At 60.7% G+C, this 16963-nt stretch carries 19 protein-coding genes; 10 read left to right on the forward strand and 9 right to left on the reverse strand.

Annotated elements, in window-relative coordinates; translation table 11 throughout:
- From PLL20_07150 to PLL20_07160, 3 genes are all read right to left on the reverse strand, one after another.
- A partial coding sequence (locus tag PLL20_07150; GenBank protein ID HPD29755.1) for a hypothetical protein occupies positions 1–248 on the reverse strand: 248 nt, incomplete at its 3' end.
- Positions 245–442, reverse strand: coding sequence for a hypothetical protein (locus tag PLL20_07155; GenBank protein HPD29756.1), 198 nt, complete (start codon positions 440–442; stop codon positions 245–247). The genes PLL20_07150 and PLL20_07155, both read right to left, overlap by 4 nt.
- Complete coding sequence (locus tag PLL20_07160) at positions 439–657, reverse strand: hypothetical protein (GenBank protein HPD29757.1); 219 nt, start codon at positions 655–657, stop codon at positions 439–441. The genes PLL20_07155 and PLL20_07160 overlap by 4 nt, the downstream gene beginning before the upstream one ends.
- A gap of 169 nt (positions 658–826) precedes the next feature.
- Here PLL20_07160 and PLL20_07165 point away from each other — a divergent pair, with 169 nt between their 5' ends.
- From PLL20_07165 to PLL20_07185, 5 genes are all read left to right on the forward strand, one after another.
- On the forward strand, positions 827–1072 hold the full coding sequence (locus PLL20_07165) for a hypothetical protein (GenBank protein ID HPD29758.1): 246 nt from the start codon (positions 827–829) through the stop codon (positions 1070–1072).
- 140 nt (positions 1073–1212) lie between these two features.
- Entirely contained in the window at positions 1213–2073 is an 861-nt protein-coding gene (locus tag PLL20_07170) for a sugar phosphate isomerase/epimerase (GenBank protein ID HPD29759.1), read from the forward strand.
- Between the two features lie 215 nt (positions 2074–2288).
- A complete protein-coding gene (locus tag PLL20_07175) occupies positions 2289–2855 on the forward strand; it encodes a 3-isopropylmalate dehydratase (GenBank protein HPD29760.1) in 567 nt (188 codons plus the stop codon).
- A gap of 527 nt (positions 2856–3382) precedes the next feature.
- The gene (locus PLL20_07180; GenBank protein HPD29761.1) at positions 3383–3520 is read left to right on the forward strand and encodes a hypothetical protein; all 138 of its coding nucleotides are present in this window, start codon (positions 3383–3385) and stop codon (positions 3518–3520) included.
- 324 nt (positions 3521–3844) lie between these two features.
- Positions 3845–4126: an RNA-binding protein gene (locus PLL20_07185; GenBank protein HPD29762.1), complete on the forward strand. Its 282-nt coding sequence runs from the start codon at positions 3845–3847 to the stop codon at positions 4124–4126.
- Between the two features lie 78 nt (positions 4127–4204).
- On the opposite strand, the gene miaA is transcribed toward PLL20_07185, so the two are convergent.
- Positions 4205–5128 (reverse strand): tRNA (adenosine(37)-N6)-dimethylallyltransferase MiaA, encoded by a 924-nt coding sequence (gene miaA / locus PLL20_07190; protein HPD29763.1) that lies wholly within the window; start codon positions 5126–5128, stop codon positions 4205–4207.
- A 619-nt stretch (positions 5129–5747) separates the two neighbouring features.
- On the opposite strand from miaA, the gene PLL20_07195 reads away from it, so the two are divergent.
- On the forward strand, positions 5748–6395 hold the full coding sequence (locus PLL20_07195) for a PEP-CTERM sorting domain-containing protein (protein HPD29764.1): 648 nt from the start codon (positions 5748–5750) through the stop codon (positions 6393–6395).
- Between the two features lie 598 nt (positions 6396–6993).
- A complete protein-coding gene (locus PLL20_07200; GenBank protein HPD29765.1) occupies positions 6994–7665 on the forward strand; it encodes a PEP-CTERM sorting domain-containing protein in 672 nt (223 codons plus the stop codon).
- Positions 7666–7792: 127 nt separating this feature from the next.
- Here the strand turns inward: PLL20_07200 and PLL20_07205 are convergent, their stop codons facing one another.
- Positions 7793–8725 (reverse strand): LysR family transcriptional regulator, encoded by a 933-nt coding sequence (locus PLL20_07205; protein ID HPD29766.1) that lies wholly within the window; start codon positions 8723–8725, stop codon positions 7793–7795.
- A 224-nt stretch (positions 8726–8949) separates the two neighbouring features.
- On the opposite strand from PLL20_07205, the gene gdhA reads away from it, so the two are divergent.
- Positions 8950–10290: an NADP-specific glutamate dehydrogenase gene (gene gdhA, locus PLL20_07210; GenBank protein HPD29767.1), complete on the forward strand. Its 1341-nt coding sequence runs from the start codon at positions 8950–8952 to the stop codon at positions 10288–10290.
- 285 nt (positions 10291–10575) lie between these two features.
- Here gdhA and PLL20_07215 read toward each other — a convergent pair whose 3' ends face one another.
- The 4 genes from PLL20_07215 to PLL20_07230 all read right to left on the reverse strand — a co-directional run bounded on the left by PLL20_07215 (position 10576) and on the right by PLL20_07230 (position 15035).
- Positions 10576–11298: a glycosyltransferase family 2 protein gene (locus tag PLL20_07215; protein ID HPD29768.1), complete on the reverse strand. Its 723-nt coding sequence runs from the start codon at positions 11296–11298 to the stop codon at positions 10576–10578.
- A gap of 4 nt (positions 11299–11302) precedes the next feature.
- Positions 11303–11908 carry an acyltransferase gene (locus PLL20_07220; GenBank protein HPD29769.1) on the reverse strand — a complete coding sequence of 202 codons (606 nt, stop codon included), beginning with the start codon at positions 11906–11908 and terminating at the stop codon, positions 11303–11305.
- Between the two features lie 119 nt (positions 11909–12027).
- Complete coding sequence (locus tag PLL20_07225; GenBank protein ID HPD29770.1) at positions 12028–13089, reverse strand: Gfo/Idh/MocA family oxidoreductase; 1062 nt, start codon at positions 13087–13089, stop codon at positions 12028–12030.
- Between the two features lie 131 nt (positions 13090–13220).
- The gene (locus PLL20_07230; GenBank protein HPD29771.1) at positions 13221–15035 is read right to left on the reverse strand and encodes a hypothetical protein; all 1815 of its coding nucleotides are present in this window, start codon (positions 15033–15035) and stop codon (positions 13221–13223) included.
- 155 nt (positions 15036–15190) lie between these two features.
- On the opposite strand from PLL20_07230, the gene PLL20_07235 reads away from it, so the two are divergent.
- Positions 15191–16297 carry a dihydrodipicolinate synthase family protein gene (locus PLL20_07235; GenBank protein ID HPD29772.1) on the forward strand — a complete coding sequence of 369 codons (1107 nt, stop codon included), beginning with the start codon at positions 15191–15193 and terminating at the stop codon, positions 16295–16297.
- An 18-nt stretch (positions 16298–16315) separates the two neighbouring features.
- Positions 16316–16918 (forward strand): alternative ribosome rescue aminoacyl-tRNA hydrolase ArfB, encoded by a 603-nt coding sequence (arfB, locus tag PLL20_07240; GenBank protein ID HPD29773.1) that lies wholly within the window; start codon positions 16316–16318, stop codon positions 16916–16918.
- Positions 16919–16963 lie beyond the last annotated feature (45 nt).

A 16963-nucleotide genomic window follows, 5' to 3' on the forward strand; every position in this document is an offset into this window, starting at 1 on the left:
GATAGGAATCTGGGACCAGCGGACCCGCAAGTAGGGCCGACGCCCTCGTCGGCCCATTCTCGATTCCGTTCGAGCAACTGCACGTTCTCGAGTCCGCCGAACGGCCGGGAGCCCCGCAGATCCCGCTCGATGGCCTGGTCAATTCCCGCGTCCCTGAGTCCGCCGGCAATGCCCGCCATCGACGACGGCTTTTTGGCCACGCCCGGCAGCAACAGGACATAGCCGCGATCCAACTGCGCCGCCGTCACCGGCTCGAATCGGGCACAGCCGGCATCCGCACTCTTGGTTCACTCAGAGGATCCACAAATTCCAGGAGAGCATACTCAGTGGTCAACAGTTGTCCGGTTACCTGCTTCTGCCAAGCCAGTGCTCGCTCATGAAGAGCATCATCCGCCAATACGAGCGCAAGCAGGTACGAGGTATCGAGGAATGTGGTTTTCACCGCCGGGGTGTTCCCTTAACGTAGTGTTCGTGCTGCTCGGCGAAATCGGGAGGCAGTCCACCGGGGCGTCCAAGACGGGCAATCTCCGCCAGGACGTCATCCGCCCCCTCGCTGTCGAACACCACCTTCACGGGCGTATTGGCACTGACACCCGATGGCACGGGTTCGTCAAGAACGACTCGCTGACCGTCAAAATGTCCATTGACAATGGTCATCTCGTCTCTCCGTTCGCTCAGGCACAGCCGTCAATGCCGGGTCTGATTAATCCCATTGCCCGAACTCGGCGGCTGCTTCAATATGACTATTATACGACAAACGGGGTGCGGTTTTACATGGGCGAGGACCAAGGTCACCGGCGTGCAAGAGACCGGCAGGGACTGGGGTATGAAGGTTAGTCATCAAGAAGCCAAGCTCATGGAGCATCAGGGTGCTCTCGACGGCGACGTTGACCAGGCGGACTTCGGCCGCTTCCAGGCCTGCCTGAGCGGCGCCGGCGCCATCCAGAGTAACCCGGAGTGTCTCGCTGCCCTTATCGATGACGACGGCGACGTCGACGGAGACGATACTCAACTCTTCCTTGGCTGCCTCAGCGGCCCGGACATTCCGGTGAGCCCACAGTGCGCTGAATGAATCGGTAGTCCCCGACCCAGGTTCTCGGCGACACGCGCAGACGCCGCGCGCAAGCGGTGTTCTGGACGATCAGCAAGCCCGCGATTAGCATGGCCTGCAGACTCAGCAAGACAGAACCAACAACTTGCAGGAGGTCACACATGCACTATCGATCGCCTATCACCGCTTCCATTGCCGCATGGTCGCTGTCGCTGGCCCTCGGGTGCCAGGCGGCAAAGCCGACACCCTTCGAGCGGGCATCGTGTTCGACGCTGGTCAAGGCCAAGCAGCCGCTGGAACCGGCTCTCAAGACCGTCGCGGACCTGGGCTTCAAGTACGCCGACGTCATGTGCCTTTCGTGGACACCGCACGTGAACGTGGACGCGCTGGTGAAGGACTTTGACACCGAGGCCGCGCGAGTGGAGAAGACTCTGGCCGACAACAAGCTGAAGGTCTCGAACCTGACCTTCGACGCCATCGAGACCAAGCCGTTCGATGAGTACAAGACGCGATTCACGGCCGTGGTCAAGCTGGCCGTCCGGCTCAGGGCCCCGCTGATCAATATCATGGCCCCGTCGGCCAAGAGTGATTGGGCCGACCAGGTCGCCAAACTCAAGGTGATCCACAAGATCGCCGCCGATCACGGCATCAAGCTCACCCTCGAGACTCACACCGGCCAGCTCACCGAGTACCCTGCCGACGCCGAGAAGATCTGCAGGGAGGTTCCCGGCCTGGGACTCACCCTCGACCCGAGCCACTACTACGCCGGCCCGAATCAGGGCAAGTGCTTCGACAGCCTGTACCCGTACGTGATGAACACCGGCTTCCGCGCCGGCGGAATGAAGCGGGAAGACATCCAGATGAGATGGGGCGAGGGACCCATTGACTTCACGGCCATTGTCCGCAAGCTCGAAGCCCACGGTTACAGGGGCTACTATGTCGTCGAGTACCTCGAAGGCCTTGGCAAGGCCGACTCGGTGGAGTCGTCAAGACTGTTTCTCGAGTGGATCAGGGGCCTGTGAAGCGCCGGACGGCCTGCTGATTCCATCTCGCAGCCGTTTGCACCGGTTCCCGAGCATTCGCTTTCCTGCCTCTCGCGCTCGGCTATAATGGGCCGTCTCATGATACGGTCGGCCGTTTGGCTGAGGCCACCGGCCAATAGCAGGCAACCGATTTGCTGAGGGCGAATGGCTGAAAGCCGAAAGCCAATAGCTGACAGCTTCTGCTGAGGCATACCATGCAAGACGTCATCAAGGGCAAGGCCTATGTGCTCGGTGATAACATCGACACCGACCAGATCATTCCGGCGCACTACCTGATGTACAACCCCGCCATTCCGGAGGAGCGAAAGCAGTTCGGGCGGTTTGCCCTCTGCGGCGTGCCCGACGCTCAGGCCGGTCTGCCCCAGGGCCATGTTCCCTTCGTGGATCAGTCCGACCCGAACAACACCCGCAGCCGGTTCACCATCGTCATCGGCGGCAAGAACTTCGGCTGCGGCAGCTCCCGCGAGCACGCCCCGCTGGCCTTGGCCGAGGCCGGAGTCCAAGCGGTCGTCGCCCCGTTCTACGCCCGAATCTTCTTCCGCAATTCGGTCAACGGCGGTTACCTCATTCCGCTGGAATTCGCCGAAGGCGTGACCCACACGGTCCGCACCGGCGACGAGGTCGAGATCCGGTTGAAGGAAAATGTGCTGATCGAATGCAGGTCTGGCACCCCCCGGGCGCTCAATCCACTCGGCGAGATCGCCCCCATCGTCGAGGCCGGCGGTGTCTTCGCTTACGCCAAACGCACCGGCATGCTGTGATACCCGCAGGCCGCCGACCAGCTTGTTGCCCAAAGGACCGCGCACCTCTTGCCCTGCCCCCACCTTCGTCACACCGGGCCCTACATGAGGCCGGCTGTGACCGAGGGGTCCATGACGGTTTAGTCCCTTCCGTCGCAACGGGTGCGCATTTTGCGCGCATGTTTCTCGATCGCAGAGCGCTTGGCTCGCAGCCCGCAAAAAGGCGGTCCGCCTTGGGCGGCTCTTTCAGAACCCCGAGCGCAAGCGAGGGGCCAAGCCGCAGAGCGGCCAATACCACATGGGGGCCGCTCCCTCACGGTCGCGGTTCTGAAAAAGCCATAGCGTCTCCCCGTCCAAACTATCACAGGCCCGTAACCGGGGCCCTGTCAAGAAGCAGGCTGGAGCCTGACGATATTAAGAAGGGGCAAGATCGGCGATTGACGCCAGGGACGAGCCTCTTGGGACCCTTGGAGGCGCGAACGGACTCTTGCATTGTTGATCGCGCAAAACCCGATACCGGTCTGCAAAGGATCATAGGAGAACGATCCATGACGGAGATCACTTTCGATTTCACCGGTCTGCTCGATGCCATTACCCTGTTCCTGGAGAGCCTCTTCGGGGCTCTTGGCGGACTTTTTGCGGAGCTGGCCGCTTTCTTCAGTAACATTGTTATCAGTTACGTCTAGTTTTCGTTGACAGAGGCGCTATGCTCCGGGCTGCCGCCCCTGAAGATATCAGTTTCGGAGCCGCGAGCACCGATCTCGCCGGCGGGGCCCGCCGAGATTCGGGAACCGCTTGCGGGCGGGCTCCAGGACGTCGGCACGGAGTCCCGCTGCGTCGGTGGAGATCGAAGGTCTGGCTACATCGTTGCCTTTCGTCTCTTGCATCCCAGCCGCAATCAGAGTATTCGTAATCGTGCTACCAAATGGTGTTGTCACTGAACCATGCGTTTTTGCCCACCGAGCGTCCGGGCGGCAGGTTCAGAAGCCAAGGTGAGGAGTTGCTCCACCATGAACATCTATGTCGGCAATCTCAGCTTCAAGACCACGGAGGAGGCAGTACGTGAGTTGTTTGCCGCTTACGGGCAAGTGGACCGGGTCAGCCTGATCAGCGACCGCCATACGGGCCGACCTCGCGGTTTTGGCTTCGTCGAGATGGCCGACAACACCGCTGCCCAAGCGGCCATCGAGGCACTCAACGGCAAGGAGGTCGACGGTCGCAAGCTGAAGGTCAACGAGGCCCAACCCAAGGCCGAGCGATCTGGCGGCGGTGGCGGTGGTCGTGGTCGGTGATCCAATGGGAATCACCGGCAAAGTTCTTCGAGCTTGGTAGCACGACGGGAGATGAAGAGCCGTCCGAGCTTCTGGTTGTCAGGCGGCGGGTTGGCTCCATGCCTCCAGCACGCGGTCGGCTACCTCTTCGACCGTATCATCCTCAGTCAAATCCACCCACCTGATACCGGGTATCCGGCGCATCCAGGTTCGTTGATGCTTGGCCAGATGCCGGGAGTTGATCTTGATCCGCTCGACGGCATCGGCCAGATTCCAGCGGCCTCGCAAATAAGCGATGATCTCGGCATAGCCGACGGCTTGCGCAGCCTGGTGTCCGATTCCACCGGGCTCGGCCAGCAGCCGCTTGACCTCGTCCACGAGCCCCGCCTCGATCATCCGATGAACTCGAGCGTTGATGCGGCGGTTCGCCTGCTCCTTAGGGCGACGAAGGGCGGCGATACGGCAGTCATAGCGGCCCATGGGCCGGTCCCATTGTTGCTGTAATTCGCTGATCGGAGAGCCGGTGAGGTGATAGACCTCCAGGGCTCGCTCGATTCGACGGAGGTCGTTGACGTGAATTCGTGCGGCCGCTTTGGGATCCACCCGGGCCAATTCAGCGTGCAGAGCGCACGTCCCCTCGCGGGCAGCCCGCTCGCGAAAAGCCCGTCTGAACTCGAGGTCGGCCCCGGGCCCTGCGAAAACCCCGGCCGTAAGTCCCCGGACATACAGCATCGTTCCACCCACTGCCAGGACCGGTTTGCCCCTACCCGCGATGTCGTCAATAGCCCGGTCTGCGCCCTCGATGTACCGAGCCAGACTGTACGGCTCGCTGGGCTCAACCACATCGATCAAGTGGTGTCGAATCTCACGTCGGGCTGCCTCAGAAGGTTTGGCTGTGCCGATGTCCATGCGGCGGTAAATCTTCATGGAGTCCACCGAGACGATCTCGCCGCCCAGACGCCGAGCTAGCTCCAGACCGATGCGGCCTTTGCCGCTGGCCGTACAGCCGATGAGGAGGTTCACTCGAATCTGCGATCTTTGACCCGAACTTGTAGTCATGCCGAGTGCAGCTTAGCCAAGGCAGGTCGGAACGAACAAGCAGACCCCAGGCAAAGAGCCACCCTCAACCTGCCGAGCCGCCGACAACCCAGCCGCAAAGAATGGCCTTGGCGAGCCTGGCTTTCCCGGTCAGCGTCGGGTCGCTCACCGGCCAGGATCCCGACGGACGACCAACCTGAGTTCCGCCCCCGGCCGCGATGAGGCCCGGGTTCTGCCGCAAGCCTCTCTTATGCCTTGCGTGGAATAAATTTATTTTATACATAATCGTCAGCATCTCCGTTGACACGGCCTGCGGGTTTGCCGAGGGGACCGAAACAGCCCAGATTAACTGTCGCGGAAATCCAGGAAAAACTCTTGCTTTGAGGAGGGCTATCCGGTAGTATCCATAATGTGAGCGAGAGAATCGCTTCACGTCAAGCGTCCAGTGTCGAGGTGAGCGAAAGGGGCACAAGTATCGAGGTTCATATTCTCATCGGCTCTGTTGTGTGGAAGACGCGCGGTACGAGACGCGCGATGATGGGGATCAAACACCCTCATATCTGATGCCCATGTCGAGCGAGGCGGAAAAAGATAGGAGGAAAGTATGAAAAGGAGCTTTCTGGCAGCGGTGGCGTTCGTGTTCGTGGCAGCGTCGTTTGCGAATGCGACCAGCATACCTCTGGGCAGCTCGGGGTGGCAGGTCGTCTGGGACAGCGGACTCAACCCGTATCTTAATATCACGGTTGAGGGGGAGGACGCAGACGCCGTCTACATTCACAAGACGGTCGAGTTCATTCAAGGTCCTGACGAGTTCGGTAATTTTCCCACGATTCCTATTACTTTCTGGCAGATCGGCCCATCGACCATTACCAAGATCGTGATACTCGACGAGACCATCAAGAACTCGACGGGTGCCAATTGGACTGATTTCCATTGGGATCTGATAGACCATGGAGAGGCGTGGTTCATTCATGATCCAGGCTGGTTCTTCAAAACCTCGCCGCTGGATAACCAGTCTTGGGCCAGGGATGATATGAACTTCTCGGTCGATGGTTTCGCTACTAATGGAGTCGTGTACAACGGAAGCGTGTGGCAGCCGGGAATCGGGGTCGATGGCGGCGAACTCGTGATCCACGTCACTTCCAAGCCGGCCGCACCCTACACCCTTTTCACGCTGAAGGAGACGCCAACGCCTGAGCCGGCCTCCCTCTTGCTGCTTGTTCTTGGTGCCATGATGTTGCGACGCCGGTGAGCGCATTCCTGCTCCATTTGAGCCTGAAGATCAGTGCCCCGCCCCCGTGGCGGGGCACGCTTTTTCTGGGGCGTCCTTCCCCCCTTTTTTTGCACCAGCCGTTGCGGGAGTCGGATTTGCCTGTGGGTTTTGGCCCACATTCCTCACTCCAGAGGCCCGGACGGTGGGCAATGGGCCCCGATAAGTTGTCCAATGCTAGCAGCGCTGCCAATGGTTCCAAATTGACGTAAACCTCGTTGCTGAAAAGTCTTAGGGTGATTCTCTTGCTTTTGTGTTTTCACTTGCCTGGCAGGCTGGTTGGCTCATGTCTTCAGACGGGCTGATCCGGGGAATGGCAACTAAGAAAAAATCGCCAAGAAAACAAAAAAACCTTGACACGCCAACAGTGACCGGCTAGGCTACTATATAAGGAGAGAGGGGGAGAGCTGCACATCGACGGTGTAGCCCTCATCGTGTCAGTTCAGAGAAACGGGAAAACGCGAGCAGGCGCGCACTGCACATCTGTACGAAGTCGCGCTTGCGAGGATGCGTGTCCGACGAGCCGGCCCATTCAAAGATCGTCCCACACGCATCAGAAAAGGAAAGGCAGGAGGCAACTATGAAAGGTATGTTCTCAGCAGCAGCCGCGGTGACTCTCTTGGTCGTGTCGTCCGCTAACGCGGGCTTGGTGGTGCTGGACAATACGGGATGGCAGGCCGTTTGGGACGATGGCTTGGATGGTTTGGTGGACATCTGGATTCCTCCCGCGTCGCCGCCGACGGCAAGCATCATCTTCATCCAGAAGTCAGCCCAATTCACTCAGGGCCCCGATGAGTTTGGTCAATTCCCCTCGATCCCGATCACGTTCATGCAGACCGGCCCATCGACGATCACCCGTATCGTTATTCAGGATGAGATTATCACCAATACCACCGGCGTCGACTGGACTGATTTCCATTTCGACTTGCTGGATAAGGGTGACGCTTGGTTCGAGCATGGCCCCGGTTTCTTCTTCACCACGTCGCCGTTGGACCACCAGGTCTTCTCGGCAGACAACAAAAGCTTTAGCGTCGATGGCTTTGGCCTCGGTCCCGGTGGTACCGATGCCGTCGTGCCGAACAACAGCGTATGGTTCCCGGGCGACGGGCCCACGGACGGCAATCTGGTGATCCGCGTAGTCTCGAAGACGAGCGAGCCGTATACGGTCTTCACGCTTAAGGAAACGCCGACACCCGAGCCGGCGTCGATACTGCTGTTGGCTTTGGGTGCCGTGCTGCTGCGGCGTCGCTGACCAGAATGTCGGAAAGCGATGAATTCCACTGCCTTTTTCAGATGTTAACATGCCCTGCGCCGCCGCAGGGCATTTTCTTGCCCGCCGCGCCCATTCTCGGGACAGTAGCGCGTGCGGTGACGGGGCACTATACCCGCCTTGGCTCCGACGTCTCTGATTTCATCGACTTGAGCAGCTCAATCAGCCTGACAATCGCGGGCGTGAAGATCTTTCGCTGGCGATGGATAATGCCGATTGGCCGGCGAATCTTCTGACTGGCCAGCGGAACGGCCACCAATGAGCCCGTCTGAATCTCTTTTCTGATCGTCGGCTCCGGCAAAATGCTGACCCCGGCCCCGATTTCGACAGCCTGTTTGATGGTCTCGATATTGTCGAACTCCATCACCATGTTGACCAGGACTTGGTTCTCGCGAAGATAACGATCAAGCTCGCGACGAATGATCAGCTCGCGGTCGAAGCCGATGAAGTTCTCGCCCCGAAGCTGGGTGATGGTCACCCGTTTCATGTTCGCCAGACGGTGGTTCGGGCTGCAGACCAGGGCCATGTTCTCCGTTCGCAGGGGAATGACCGTCAGGCCGCGTATCGCCGCGGGGTAGGAAACGATGCCCAGATCCACCTGCTCGTTCAACACTGCATCATAAACTTTGTTGGGATGCAGGAACTCGAGGCGAACCTTGGCCTTGGGGTATTGCCGCATAAAGGTCTGCATGGCCTGACTCATGTCGTGCAAGCCGACCGAGTAAATGGCCGCCACGCGCACTTGCCCGGCCACTTCATTGCGCAGGGAGCGAACCTGAGATTCCACCGCGTCATATCGGTCCAGCACCTGGCGGACGCCGTCGTAGTACACTTGGCCTTCCGGGGTAAGGATGAAAGGGCGTTTGGTGCGATCGATCAGCGGCATCCCCAGGCGTCGCTCAATCTGGTGGACGGCCTGGCTGGCGGCCGACTGGGAAATGTGGTTCAAGGCTGAACCGCGGGAGAAACTCCGGCAGCGGACAACATCACAGAAGACGCGCAGCGTGTCGAGATTCATCCACTCAATGATATCATTAGCCAATCTAATGTCAAGTATTAGCCGCGAACCGTTTCCATAATAGTACGGGAATGTTAGACTTTCTCCAATCGCCTATTGACGCCAAGGCGGCGGCCTCTGCACACCCGGCCACAAAAGGGTTTGTGCTCGCGAAAGGCCGACGGGAACGTTCCCGCTTGCCGGATTCGCGGGGAATCCGTTAGGCAACTGCGCCGGACGCAGTATGCAACAGAAGGAGAGCAGGACGCATGTCCTACGTTCAGAACGTGCTGGAAACAGTCATCAAACGAAATCCTGGCGAGCCCGAGTTTCATCAGGCGGTCAGGGAGGTTCTCGAGTCGTTGCAGCCGGTCTTTGACCGTCATCCCAAGTACGAGAAACACCGGATTCTTGAACGATTCTGTGAACCCGAACGGGTGATCATATTCCGCGTACCGTGGCTGGACGATAAGGGCAACATTCAGGTCAACCGCGGCTATCGCATCGAGTTCAACAGCGCAATCGGGCCCTATAAGGGGGGCCTGCGGTTCCATCCGACGGTTTACCTGGGCATTCTGAAGTTCCTGGCCTTTGAGCAGATCCTGAAGAACTCGCTGACTACACTTCCGATGGGCGGCGGCAAGGGCGGCTCGGACTTCGATCCGAAGGGCAAGTCCGACAACGAGGTCATGCGGTTCTGCCAGTCGTTCATGACCGAGTTGTGCAGGCACATCGGCCCGCACACGGACGTTCCCGCCGGTGACATCGGCGTCGGGGGCCGCGAGATCGGCTATCTCTTCGGCCAATACAAGCGCATCCGCAACGAGTTCACCGGAGTGCTGACCGGCAAGGCCCTGAATTGGGGCGGTTCGTTGATCCGACCCGAGGCGACCGGCTATGGCGCGGTCTATTTCGCCGAAGAGATGCTTGCCACGAGAAACGACTCGATGCGTGGGAAAATCTGTGCCGTGTCCGGCTCAGGCAACGTCGCCCAATACACGGTCGAGAAGGTCAACCAGCTCGGCGGCAAATGCGTGACTTTATCGGACTCCAACGGCACCATCTACGATCCGGCCGGCATCGACGCCGAGAAGCTCGCCTGGGTCATGGAACTGAAAAACGTTCGACGCGGGCGCATTCGCGAATACGCCGAGAAATTCAAGGGGGTCGAATACAAGGACGGCGTCCGGCCGTGGGGCGTCAAGTGCGATTGTGCCTTCCCGTCGGCCACGCAGAATGAAATCAGCGGCGAAGATGCCAAGACGCTGGTGAAGAACGGTTGTAAGCTGGTCTGCGAAGGAGCCAACATGCCGACCGAACCGGAAGGCATCGAGGTCTTCCTGACCAACAAGATCCTGTATGGCCCCGGCAAGGCCGCCAACGCCGGCGGCGTGGCCACTTCCGGCCTGGAAATGTCGCAGAACGCCCAGCACACCAACTGGACGCGGGAGGAAGTCGATCGTCGTCTCCACGACATCATGATCGCCATACACAAAGCCGTCTCCAAGACCGCCGCCGAGTACGGCGAGCCCACCAACTACGTCATGGGGGCCAACATCGCCGGCTTCGTCAAGGTTGCCGATGCGATGATCGACCAGGGTGTGGTTTGATACACACGCTCAGTCGTTGATCCGTCGCGCGAACGCATGGCGCGATACCGGCTTGTCGCACACGGCGGCACCGATTCGGCGTTGAAGCGACGCGGAAGCTTGCCCGACGCCGGCAAAGGTCGCCGAAGGCAAGCGGCGCCAAGGGCCGAAGAACGCGCGTGAGGCAACGCAGCCTGTCGGTCGCGGCGCATCGAATCTTGTTCAATCATCGCTGCCCCGGGAGGCTCCGAACCGCATTCATTGCCTCTTACGGGCGCCCGCTTGACCGAATACTTGTTTTGTTGATTACTGTTTGACGCCCAGTCCCAGCAGAAACAGGGGCCGGAGGATGCTCCACCAGCCGACGACGGGTTTCATCTTGGTGTAGCCCAGTCGCCTGGGCGGGTAGATCTTCGTGCACGGCACTTCCGCGTGCCGGTACCCGAGCTTGATGGTCTTGAATAGAAGGTAGACCTCCAATCCGTAACCGTCGAGCCAAGACTGATTGAGGTTGATCCGCCGGTCGTCAAGCAGCGAGAGGCGAAAAGCTCTGAATCCGTTCGTGCTCTCGGTCAGCTTCTTGCCCACAAGCAGGCTGAGCAACCAGGGGTGCAGCCGTGTCGCCAGCTTGCGGTAGCCGGGCATGTCGCCCCCGTAGGCTCCGCCGACAAGGAAACGCGAGCCGATAACGAAGTCTATGTTCTGATCGCAGATCGGATCAAGCAGCCGAGGGATCTCCGCGGGGTTGTCCTTGTTGTTGCCGGCCATGATCACGGCAACGTCGTGTCCGGTCTGCCGGCCGTACTCGATGCCCATACGCAGGGCTCCTCCCACGCCCATCCTGTGGCCGGTGGATAGGACCGTTGCCCCGCCCTCTCGTGCGACCTCGACGGTGCGGTCGGTCGAGGCGTCATCGATGACCAGGATGGTGTCGACCAGCTTGCGGTCGGTACGGGCGACGACTTGGCCGATCTTGGCTTCTTCGTTGTGGGCCGGGGCCATCGCAATGATCTTTTTACCCTTGTACATCCTGTCAATCCGCCTCCTCCAAGCCATCGTCGCGCAGAACGAATCGACGGGCGCACCGTGGGCAGGACAATGATTCGTCCAGCCGCATTCCGCACCGGCACATCCAGCCTGCCGGACGCGCAGGGTTGCCCACGACGAGACGATGGTCCGGAACGTTGCGGGTAACCACGGTGCCGGCACCGACGGCGGCAAAGGAACCGATGGTGACGCCGCAGAGAATGACCGCCCCGGCTCCGATCGAGGCCCCGCGGCACACGCGGGTCGGCACTCGCCAGTTGTCGGGATGGGCGTACCGGGCGCGGGCGCCGGGCATGCGCGGACTTCGGGGGTAGAGATCGTTGGTGAACACCACGCCTGGCCCGATGAATGCGTCGTCCTCGATCGTCACGCCGTCCCAGATGAGTGCGCTGTTTTTGATGGTCACGCGATCGCCGACCACGGCGCCGCCCTCGATGAAGGCATGATCGCCGATGTTGCAGTCTCGTCCGACGACGGCGCCCTTCAGGACATGGGCGAAGGCCCAGATGCGGGTGCCCTCCCCGACGTCCGGGCTCTCACAAAGGGCCGACGGGTGAACGAATGGGCCTGCTGAAACCGATGACGCTGGCATGTTGGCTCTCGTCTGGCGAACAAAGCGATGCAAACGGTACGACGCCCTCGGGGCCGCCTGCTTGTCCCTGCTCGACCTTGCCTGAGACGCAGGCCGGCAAAGCCGCCGGCGGTGCCCGATCAGGCCACCTCGCACAATGCTTCGGGGACTTCGGCCTCGACGCGACACATGGTCCCGCCCGCGGCCATCGAGCGGGTCGCCGCTTCCAGCACGGCGACCACCTCGAGACCGTAGCGGGCATCAGACAACGATCGCTTGCCGCCGAGCACCCAGTCGAGGAAGGCCTGTGCCTGGTTGACCAATGGTTCGGACTGCCGGATTGCCGGAACGTGCATGTCGCCGCTGCGCAGCAAGTAGCGAAACTCGCCGAAGGAGTCGTAGTGTGGCTCCTGGTCGATGCCCTTGTCGTAGAGCCTCAGGGTGTTATCCGGATCGATATCGTCCCAATAGGCCATCTGCCTGTCGCCGACCACGGTCATGGTTCGCACCTTCCGCGGATTCAGCCAGCTCACGTGAATGTGGCCGAGCGTGCCGTCGGGATACTTCAGTGTCGCGAAGCAGACGTCCTCAATGTTCTTCTGCGAGATGCACCGACCGACCGCGGACACCTCTACCGGCGAGCACCCTATCAGGTAGTTAAAAATGCTGATATCGTGTGTCGCCAGATCGTACAAGGCGTTCACGTCGCCGCGAATCGGACCGAGATTGGTTCGGTTTGCCTCCATATAGTGAATACGTCCCAGCTCGCCCGATTCGACCAGCTTGCGAAGCTCGGTGATTCCGTTGTTAAACAGGAACACGTGACCGACCATGAATACAAGACCGGTGTCCTCGGCCAGCCGGACTATTCCGGCCGCCTCGCGGGTTGTGGCGCAGATGGGTTTCTCTGCCAGCACGTGCTTGCCGGCCTGCAGGGCTTCTCGGGCGATCTGCGCGTGCGTGAAGGTCGGCGTGGCGATGACCACGGCATCGATCGACTCGTCGGCCAGCAGCTCGTGGTAGTCGGCGACGGCGCGAATCTGCGGGAACCGCTTGAGCATGTTTTCCCGTCTTTGCTGGCTGATGTCGGCACAGCCCACCACGGTGGCGCGGTCGCTTTCAGAGAAGACCCGAATGTGATTGGGTCCCCATCTGCCGCACCCGATCACCGCCAGCCGCACTTGCGCTCCATCCGCTGCCATGGTCCCGATACTCCCTGAAGATGACGATCAGTCACAACTTCATGAGATATCGGAAGTGACCAGGGTCCGATCAAGGAACTTATCGGAGTCGCAACGGGTGTTGAGATGGTTCAACGCCCGATAATGCCCGGTCATCCGGGTGCTGATGCCGTCTGCGTTGCCGGAGTCACAAGGAAGAGAACATGGTGGCCGGTGTTGCCCACCGGCTGGAAACCAGGTGCGAAATCGATCGGCAGACCCCACGGACGTTCGTCCGACGTCGGCCGACGGGCAATGACCGCACGGGCCCCTGTGCTGCGAAACGCTTCAATCACACGACCACGAGTCGCGTCATCAGAAAGCCAGAAGCTCTCTTCGGGACGCAGCTCGGAGATGATCTGAACGCCTGCCAGTCTGGCCCAGTAAGACCAGCTCTTGAGTGCTTGGCCTATGTGGGCCACTTTGTCGCCGGGGCGGAGACCCATCTCCCCAAGCTGCCGGGCGATCTGCCATTGGGGGTGGGGCGCGGTGTCCGTGCGGAGCCTGAGATCGCTGACAGTTCGACTGATGGCCGGGCAGGCCTCCGTGCCAATGGTCAGCAGCAAAGCCAGCAGCGATACGCCGCAAACGGCTCGGATCAGACTGCCGGACAGGTTCCCTGCCGGCAAGCGCACGGCGGGCAACAGTGCTCCCCATCCCAAGAGGACAAAGGGCGCCACGTACCGAGGCTCGACGTGAACGAGGGCGTAGATCCCCAGCCCCCCCAGCGCGGGAAGCAGCAACGGCCAATATGAGGAGATTTCGCGCAATGCCGACCCAAGACGACTACCGAAGGCGAAAAGCACCAGAACCGGAAAAAGCCATGCGCCCTGTTGTCTGCATAGCAGGTCAAAGTAAGCGTCCTTGTTCCGCCAGAGCGCCCTCGCCTGGCGCGACAGGTTGAAGGTCGGTTTCACGCCGTCATACCAATAGGACGGGTCGTACCAGAGAGGATAAGTCCCCGGCACCGGGCCGGCGAACTCAAAGACGGCCGGCTTGTCCAGGATTTGACGGGAGGGGTGAACAGGCGTGCCGGTTCCGGGCGGCAGACCTCGCCAATGGTCCCAGGGATAGATGCCGCTGACGTGAGCTGCATAATTGATCCGGCCGGAGTCGCCGAACGTCAAACGCCCCTTCTGGACGGACAGGAACGCAACATAAGGCCCGGCAGGCAATGCGAAACAGATCAGCACGACGACCACCCTGGCCGGCAATCTGCGAAACTGACCCGCTGCAAGCAGGGCCACGATAACAAACACCACTGCCATCGGCAGCATGATCGCCTTGGTCAGATAGCCGATGCTCAGGACCAGGCCGAGCGCAACGAACCACCCGATGCCCGCTTGCCCGCCTTGAAGACGAACGACGATACCTGCGGCCAAGTATACACAGACTGCAACGCACATGTCCGGGTTGACGATACGCAGGGTGATCAAGTCAAGCGATGTCCAGATGAACAGGGCGTAGCCCAGAACGAACCAGGCCCATGAAGGCAATTGCTCACCCGCGTCTGCGGCGGCGTCTCTGGCACGTGATCGGCCTCGATCCAAAATCGCAACCCATAGGAAGTGAAAACTGGCCAACGCACAGAGATAGACGGCGAAGTTCACAGCATGAGCAACGGTTGCTTCCCAATAGGGGCTCGCTCCGCTGAACATCAGGCCGACGGCCAGCAGACATGAGTAAACCGGGCTCCAATACCCGCTGACGGCATCCGACCATCGCCCGGCGCGCACCGCCTCAGCCAGGTCAAGGTAAGATATGCCGTCCGGATTCATGGTGTGGCGGTCGCCCCAGGCGTGGATAGCGCCCAGGCCAACGGCAACCAGCCAGCAGCACAAGAGCAGACCGCGTCGGAACCAGGGACTGTCGGGCCCGGTGGTTACGGCGGGTGGCAATTGACCCGGTTGATCCTCGGGAGTAGTCATGTCGTCCCATAACATCGGTCGACCGTCAGCCTGAGTATTGCTGTCCGCCGGAAATCTTGCCCCGCCAGCGACGTCCCATAACAATGAACGGCCATCGGGCTGCTGCTGCCGACCAACGTCCAGGTCGAGCGGCTGATCGGCCTTCGGAGGATGCGATGTCCTTGCCAATGCCAACAAGCGAGGTTCTGGCCGCGATTCGAAGCGGCTGCGTGATTCCTGCTCATCCGCTCGCCTTGAACGCGAAGCGAACGCTGGACGAACGGCGGCAGAGAGCTCTGACTCGCTACTATCTGGCGGCCGGTGCCGGTGGTGTCGCGGTGGGCGTTCATACGACCCAATTCGCGATCCGGCATCCTTCAATCGGACTGCTTCGGCCGGTGTTGGAGTTGGCGAGCGAGGAAGTGAACCGTTTCACACGAACAGGCGGCAAATCCGCGATCATCAAGATCGCGGGCATCTGCGGCGAGACCCGCCAGGCCGTCGAAGAGGCGCAACTCGCCCGCGAACTGGGTTACGACATCGGCCTGTTGAGCCTCTCGGCCATGAAGGATCGTTCGCTTGAGGAGATGGTCCGGCACGCCCGGGCCGTAGCAGAGGTCTTGCCCATCATGGGCTTTTATCTTCAGCCGGCCGTCGGCGGACGCGTGCTGCCTTTCGCCTTCTGGCGGCGCTTGGCCGAGATTGACAACTTGGTCGCGATCAAGATTGCCCCCTTCAATCGCTACCAGACGCTCGATGTTGTTCGGGCCGTGGCCGAGAGCGGTCGAGCGGACCAAGTGGCCCTTTACACGGGCAACGACGACAACATCATTGCTGATCTCTTGACCGCCTGCCGAATGAATCACGGCGGGCGGCAGGTGACGCTGCGGATTGTGGGCGGCTTGCTCGGGCACTGGGCGGTGTGGACGCGGCGGGCCGTCGAGCAGCTCGACGCCATTCGACGCCTGATCGCGGGTCACCCGGAGCCCGCCGGCAGCCCTTATGCCGGAATGACCATCGCAGACTGGTTGCGACAGGGCATTGAGGTGACCGACGCTAACGCCGCGCTCTTCGATGCGGCCAACAGCTTTGCCGGTTGTATTGCCGGCCTCCACGAGGTCCTTCGCCGTCAGGGTTTGCTTGAAGGGCGATGGTGCATCGATCCGGCCGAGGATCTGTCTCCGGGCCAGGCTGAGGAGATCGATCGCGTTTACGCCGCCTATCCTCATCTCAACGATGATGCCTTCGTCGCCGCTCACCGCGATAAATGGCTGAGCGGATAGCAGCAATCGCGATGTCGCGTGACCGCGGGAATGTGGGGCAACTGCTCGGACGAAGCATCGCTGCAAGCCTGGTTCATGTTGCCTCTGGCCGCACCTCTGGCGTCCGGGAGCGTTTTGCCCTATAATATGGGTGTGCTCGCTTCTTTCAGTTGTGATGCAATAAATGAGCGGGTTACGGAAAGGGCGGCGATCGTGATTCAGATCAGCAGTGGTGTTGGCATCAGCGAATGTGAACTGAGATTCTCCTTTGACCGGAGTCCCGGCCCAGGCGGGCAGAACGTCAACAAGGTCAACACCCGGGTGACGCTTGAGTTCGATGTCGACCGGAGCATGTCATTGACCGTTGCGCAGCGAACCCAGATCCGTCGCGCCTTGGCGAGCCGGATCGGGCAGGATGGCATTCTCCGCGTGGTTTCCAGCAAAGAGCGGACACAACTCGGCAACCGCCGGGCCGCCGTCAACCGCTTCATCGAGCTGCTCGGTGCTGCTTTCCACGCCCCCAAGCCCCGGCGCAAGACCTCGCCTCCGGCCTCGGCCAACCGCCAGCGCCTGGAGGTAAAAGCCAAACGCAGCCAACTCAAACGCTCGCGCTCGGCCGAGATAGCGGTCGGAGAAGAATGACCGCGCGTGCCCGTCGGCGCTTGCTCGGGTGCAACTCCGGATTAT

The sequence above is a fragment of the Phycisphaerae bacterium genome (assembly GCA_035384605.1).
Classification (GTDB): domain Bacteria; phylum Planctomycetota; class Phycisphaerae; order UBA1845; family PWPN01; genus JAUCQB01.

What these genes read in the sequence shown, in the direction of transcription:
- PLL20_07160 (HPD29757.1), bottom strand. Translation starts at nt 657, where the DNA reads ATGACCATTGTCAATGGACATTTTGACGGTCAGCGAGTCGTTCTTGAC.
- PLL20_07165 (HPD29758.1), top strand. Translation starts at nt 827, where the DNA reads ATGAAGGTTAGTCATCAAGAAGCCAAGCTCATGGAGCATCAGGGTGCT.
- PLL20_07170 (HPD29759.1), top strand. Translation starts at nt 1,213, where the DNA reads ATGCACTATCGATCGCCTATCACCGCTTCCATTGCCGCATGGTCGCTG.
- PLL20_07175 (HPD29760.1), top strand. Translation starts at nt 2,289, where the DNA reads ATGCAAGACGTCATCAAGGGCAAGGCCTATGTGCTCGGTGATAACATC.
- PLL20_07180 (HPD29761.1), top strand. Translation starts at nt 3,383, where the DNA reads ATGACGGAGATCACTTTCGATTTCACCGGTCTGCTCGATGCCATTACC.
- PLL20_07185 (HPD29762.1), top strand. Translation starts at nt 3,845, where the DNA reads ATGAACATCTATGTCGGCAATCTCAGCTTCAAGACCACGGAGGAGGCA.
- PLL20_07195 (HPD29764.1), top strand. Translation starts at nt 5,748, where the DNA reads ATGAAAAGGAGCTTTCTGGCAGCGGTGGCGTTCGTGTTCGTGGCAGCG.
- PLL20_07200 (HPD29765.1), top strand. Translation starts at nt 6,994, where the DNA reads ATGAAAGGTATGTTCTCAGCAGCAGCCGCGGTGACTCTCTTGGTCGTG.
- gdhA (HPD29767.1), top strand. Translation starts at nt 8,950, where the DNA reads ATGTCCTACGTTCAGAACGTGCTGGAAACAGTCATCAAACGAAATCCT.
- PLL20_07215 (HPD29768.1), bottom strand. Translation starts at nt 11,298, where the DNA reads ATGTACAAGGGTAAAAAGATCATTGCGATGGCCCCGGCCCACAACGAA.
- PLL20_07220 (HPD29769.1), bottom strand. Translation starts at nt 11,908, where the DNA reads ATGCCAGCGTCATCGGTTTCAGCAGGCCCATTCGTTCACCCGTCGGCC.
- PLL20_07225 (HPD29770.1), bottom strand. Translation starts at nt 13,089, where the DNA reads ATGGCAGCGGATGGAGCGCAAGTGCGGCTGGCGGTGATCGGGTGCGGC.
- PLL20_07230 (HPD29771.1), bottom strand. Translation starts at nt 15,035, where the DNA reads ATGACTACTCCCGAGGATCAACCGGGTCAATTGCCACCCGCCGTAACC.
- PLL20_07235 (HPD29772.1), top strand. Translation starts at nt 15,191, where the DNA reads ATGTCCTTGCCAATGCCAACAAGCGAGGTTCTGGCCGCGATTCGAAGC.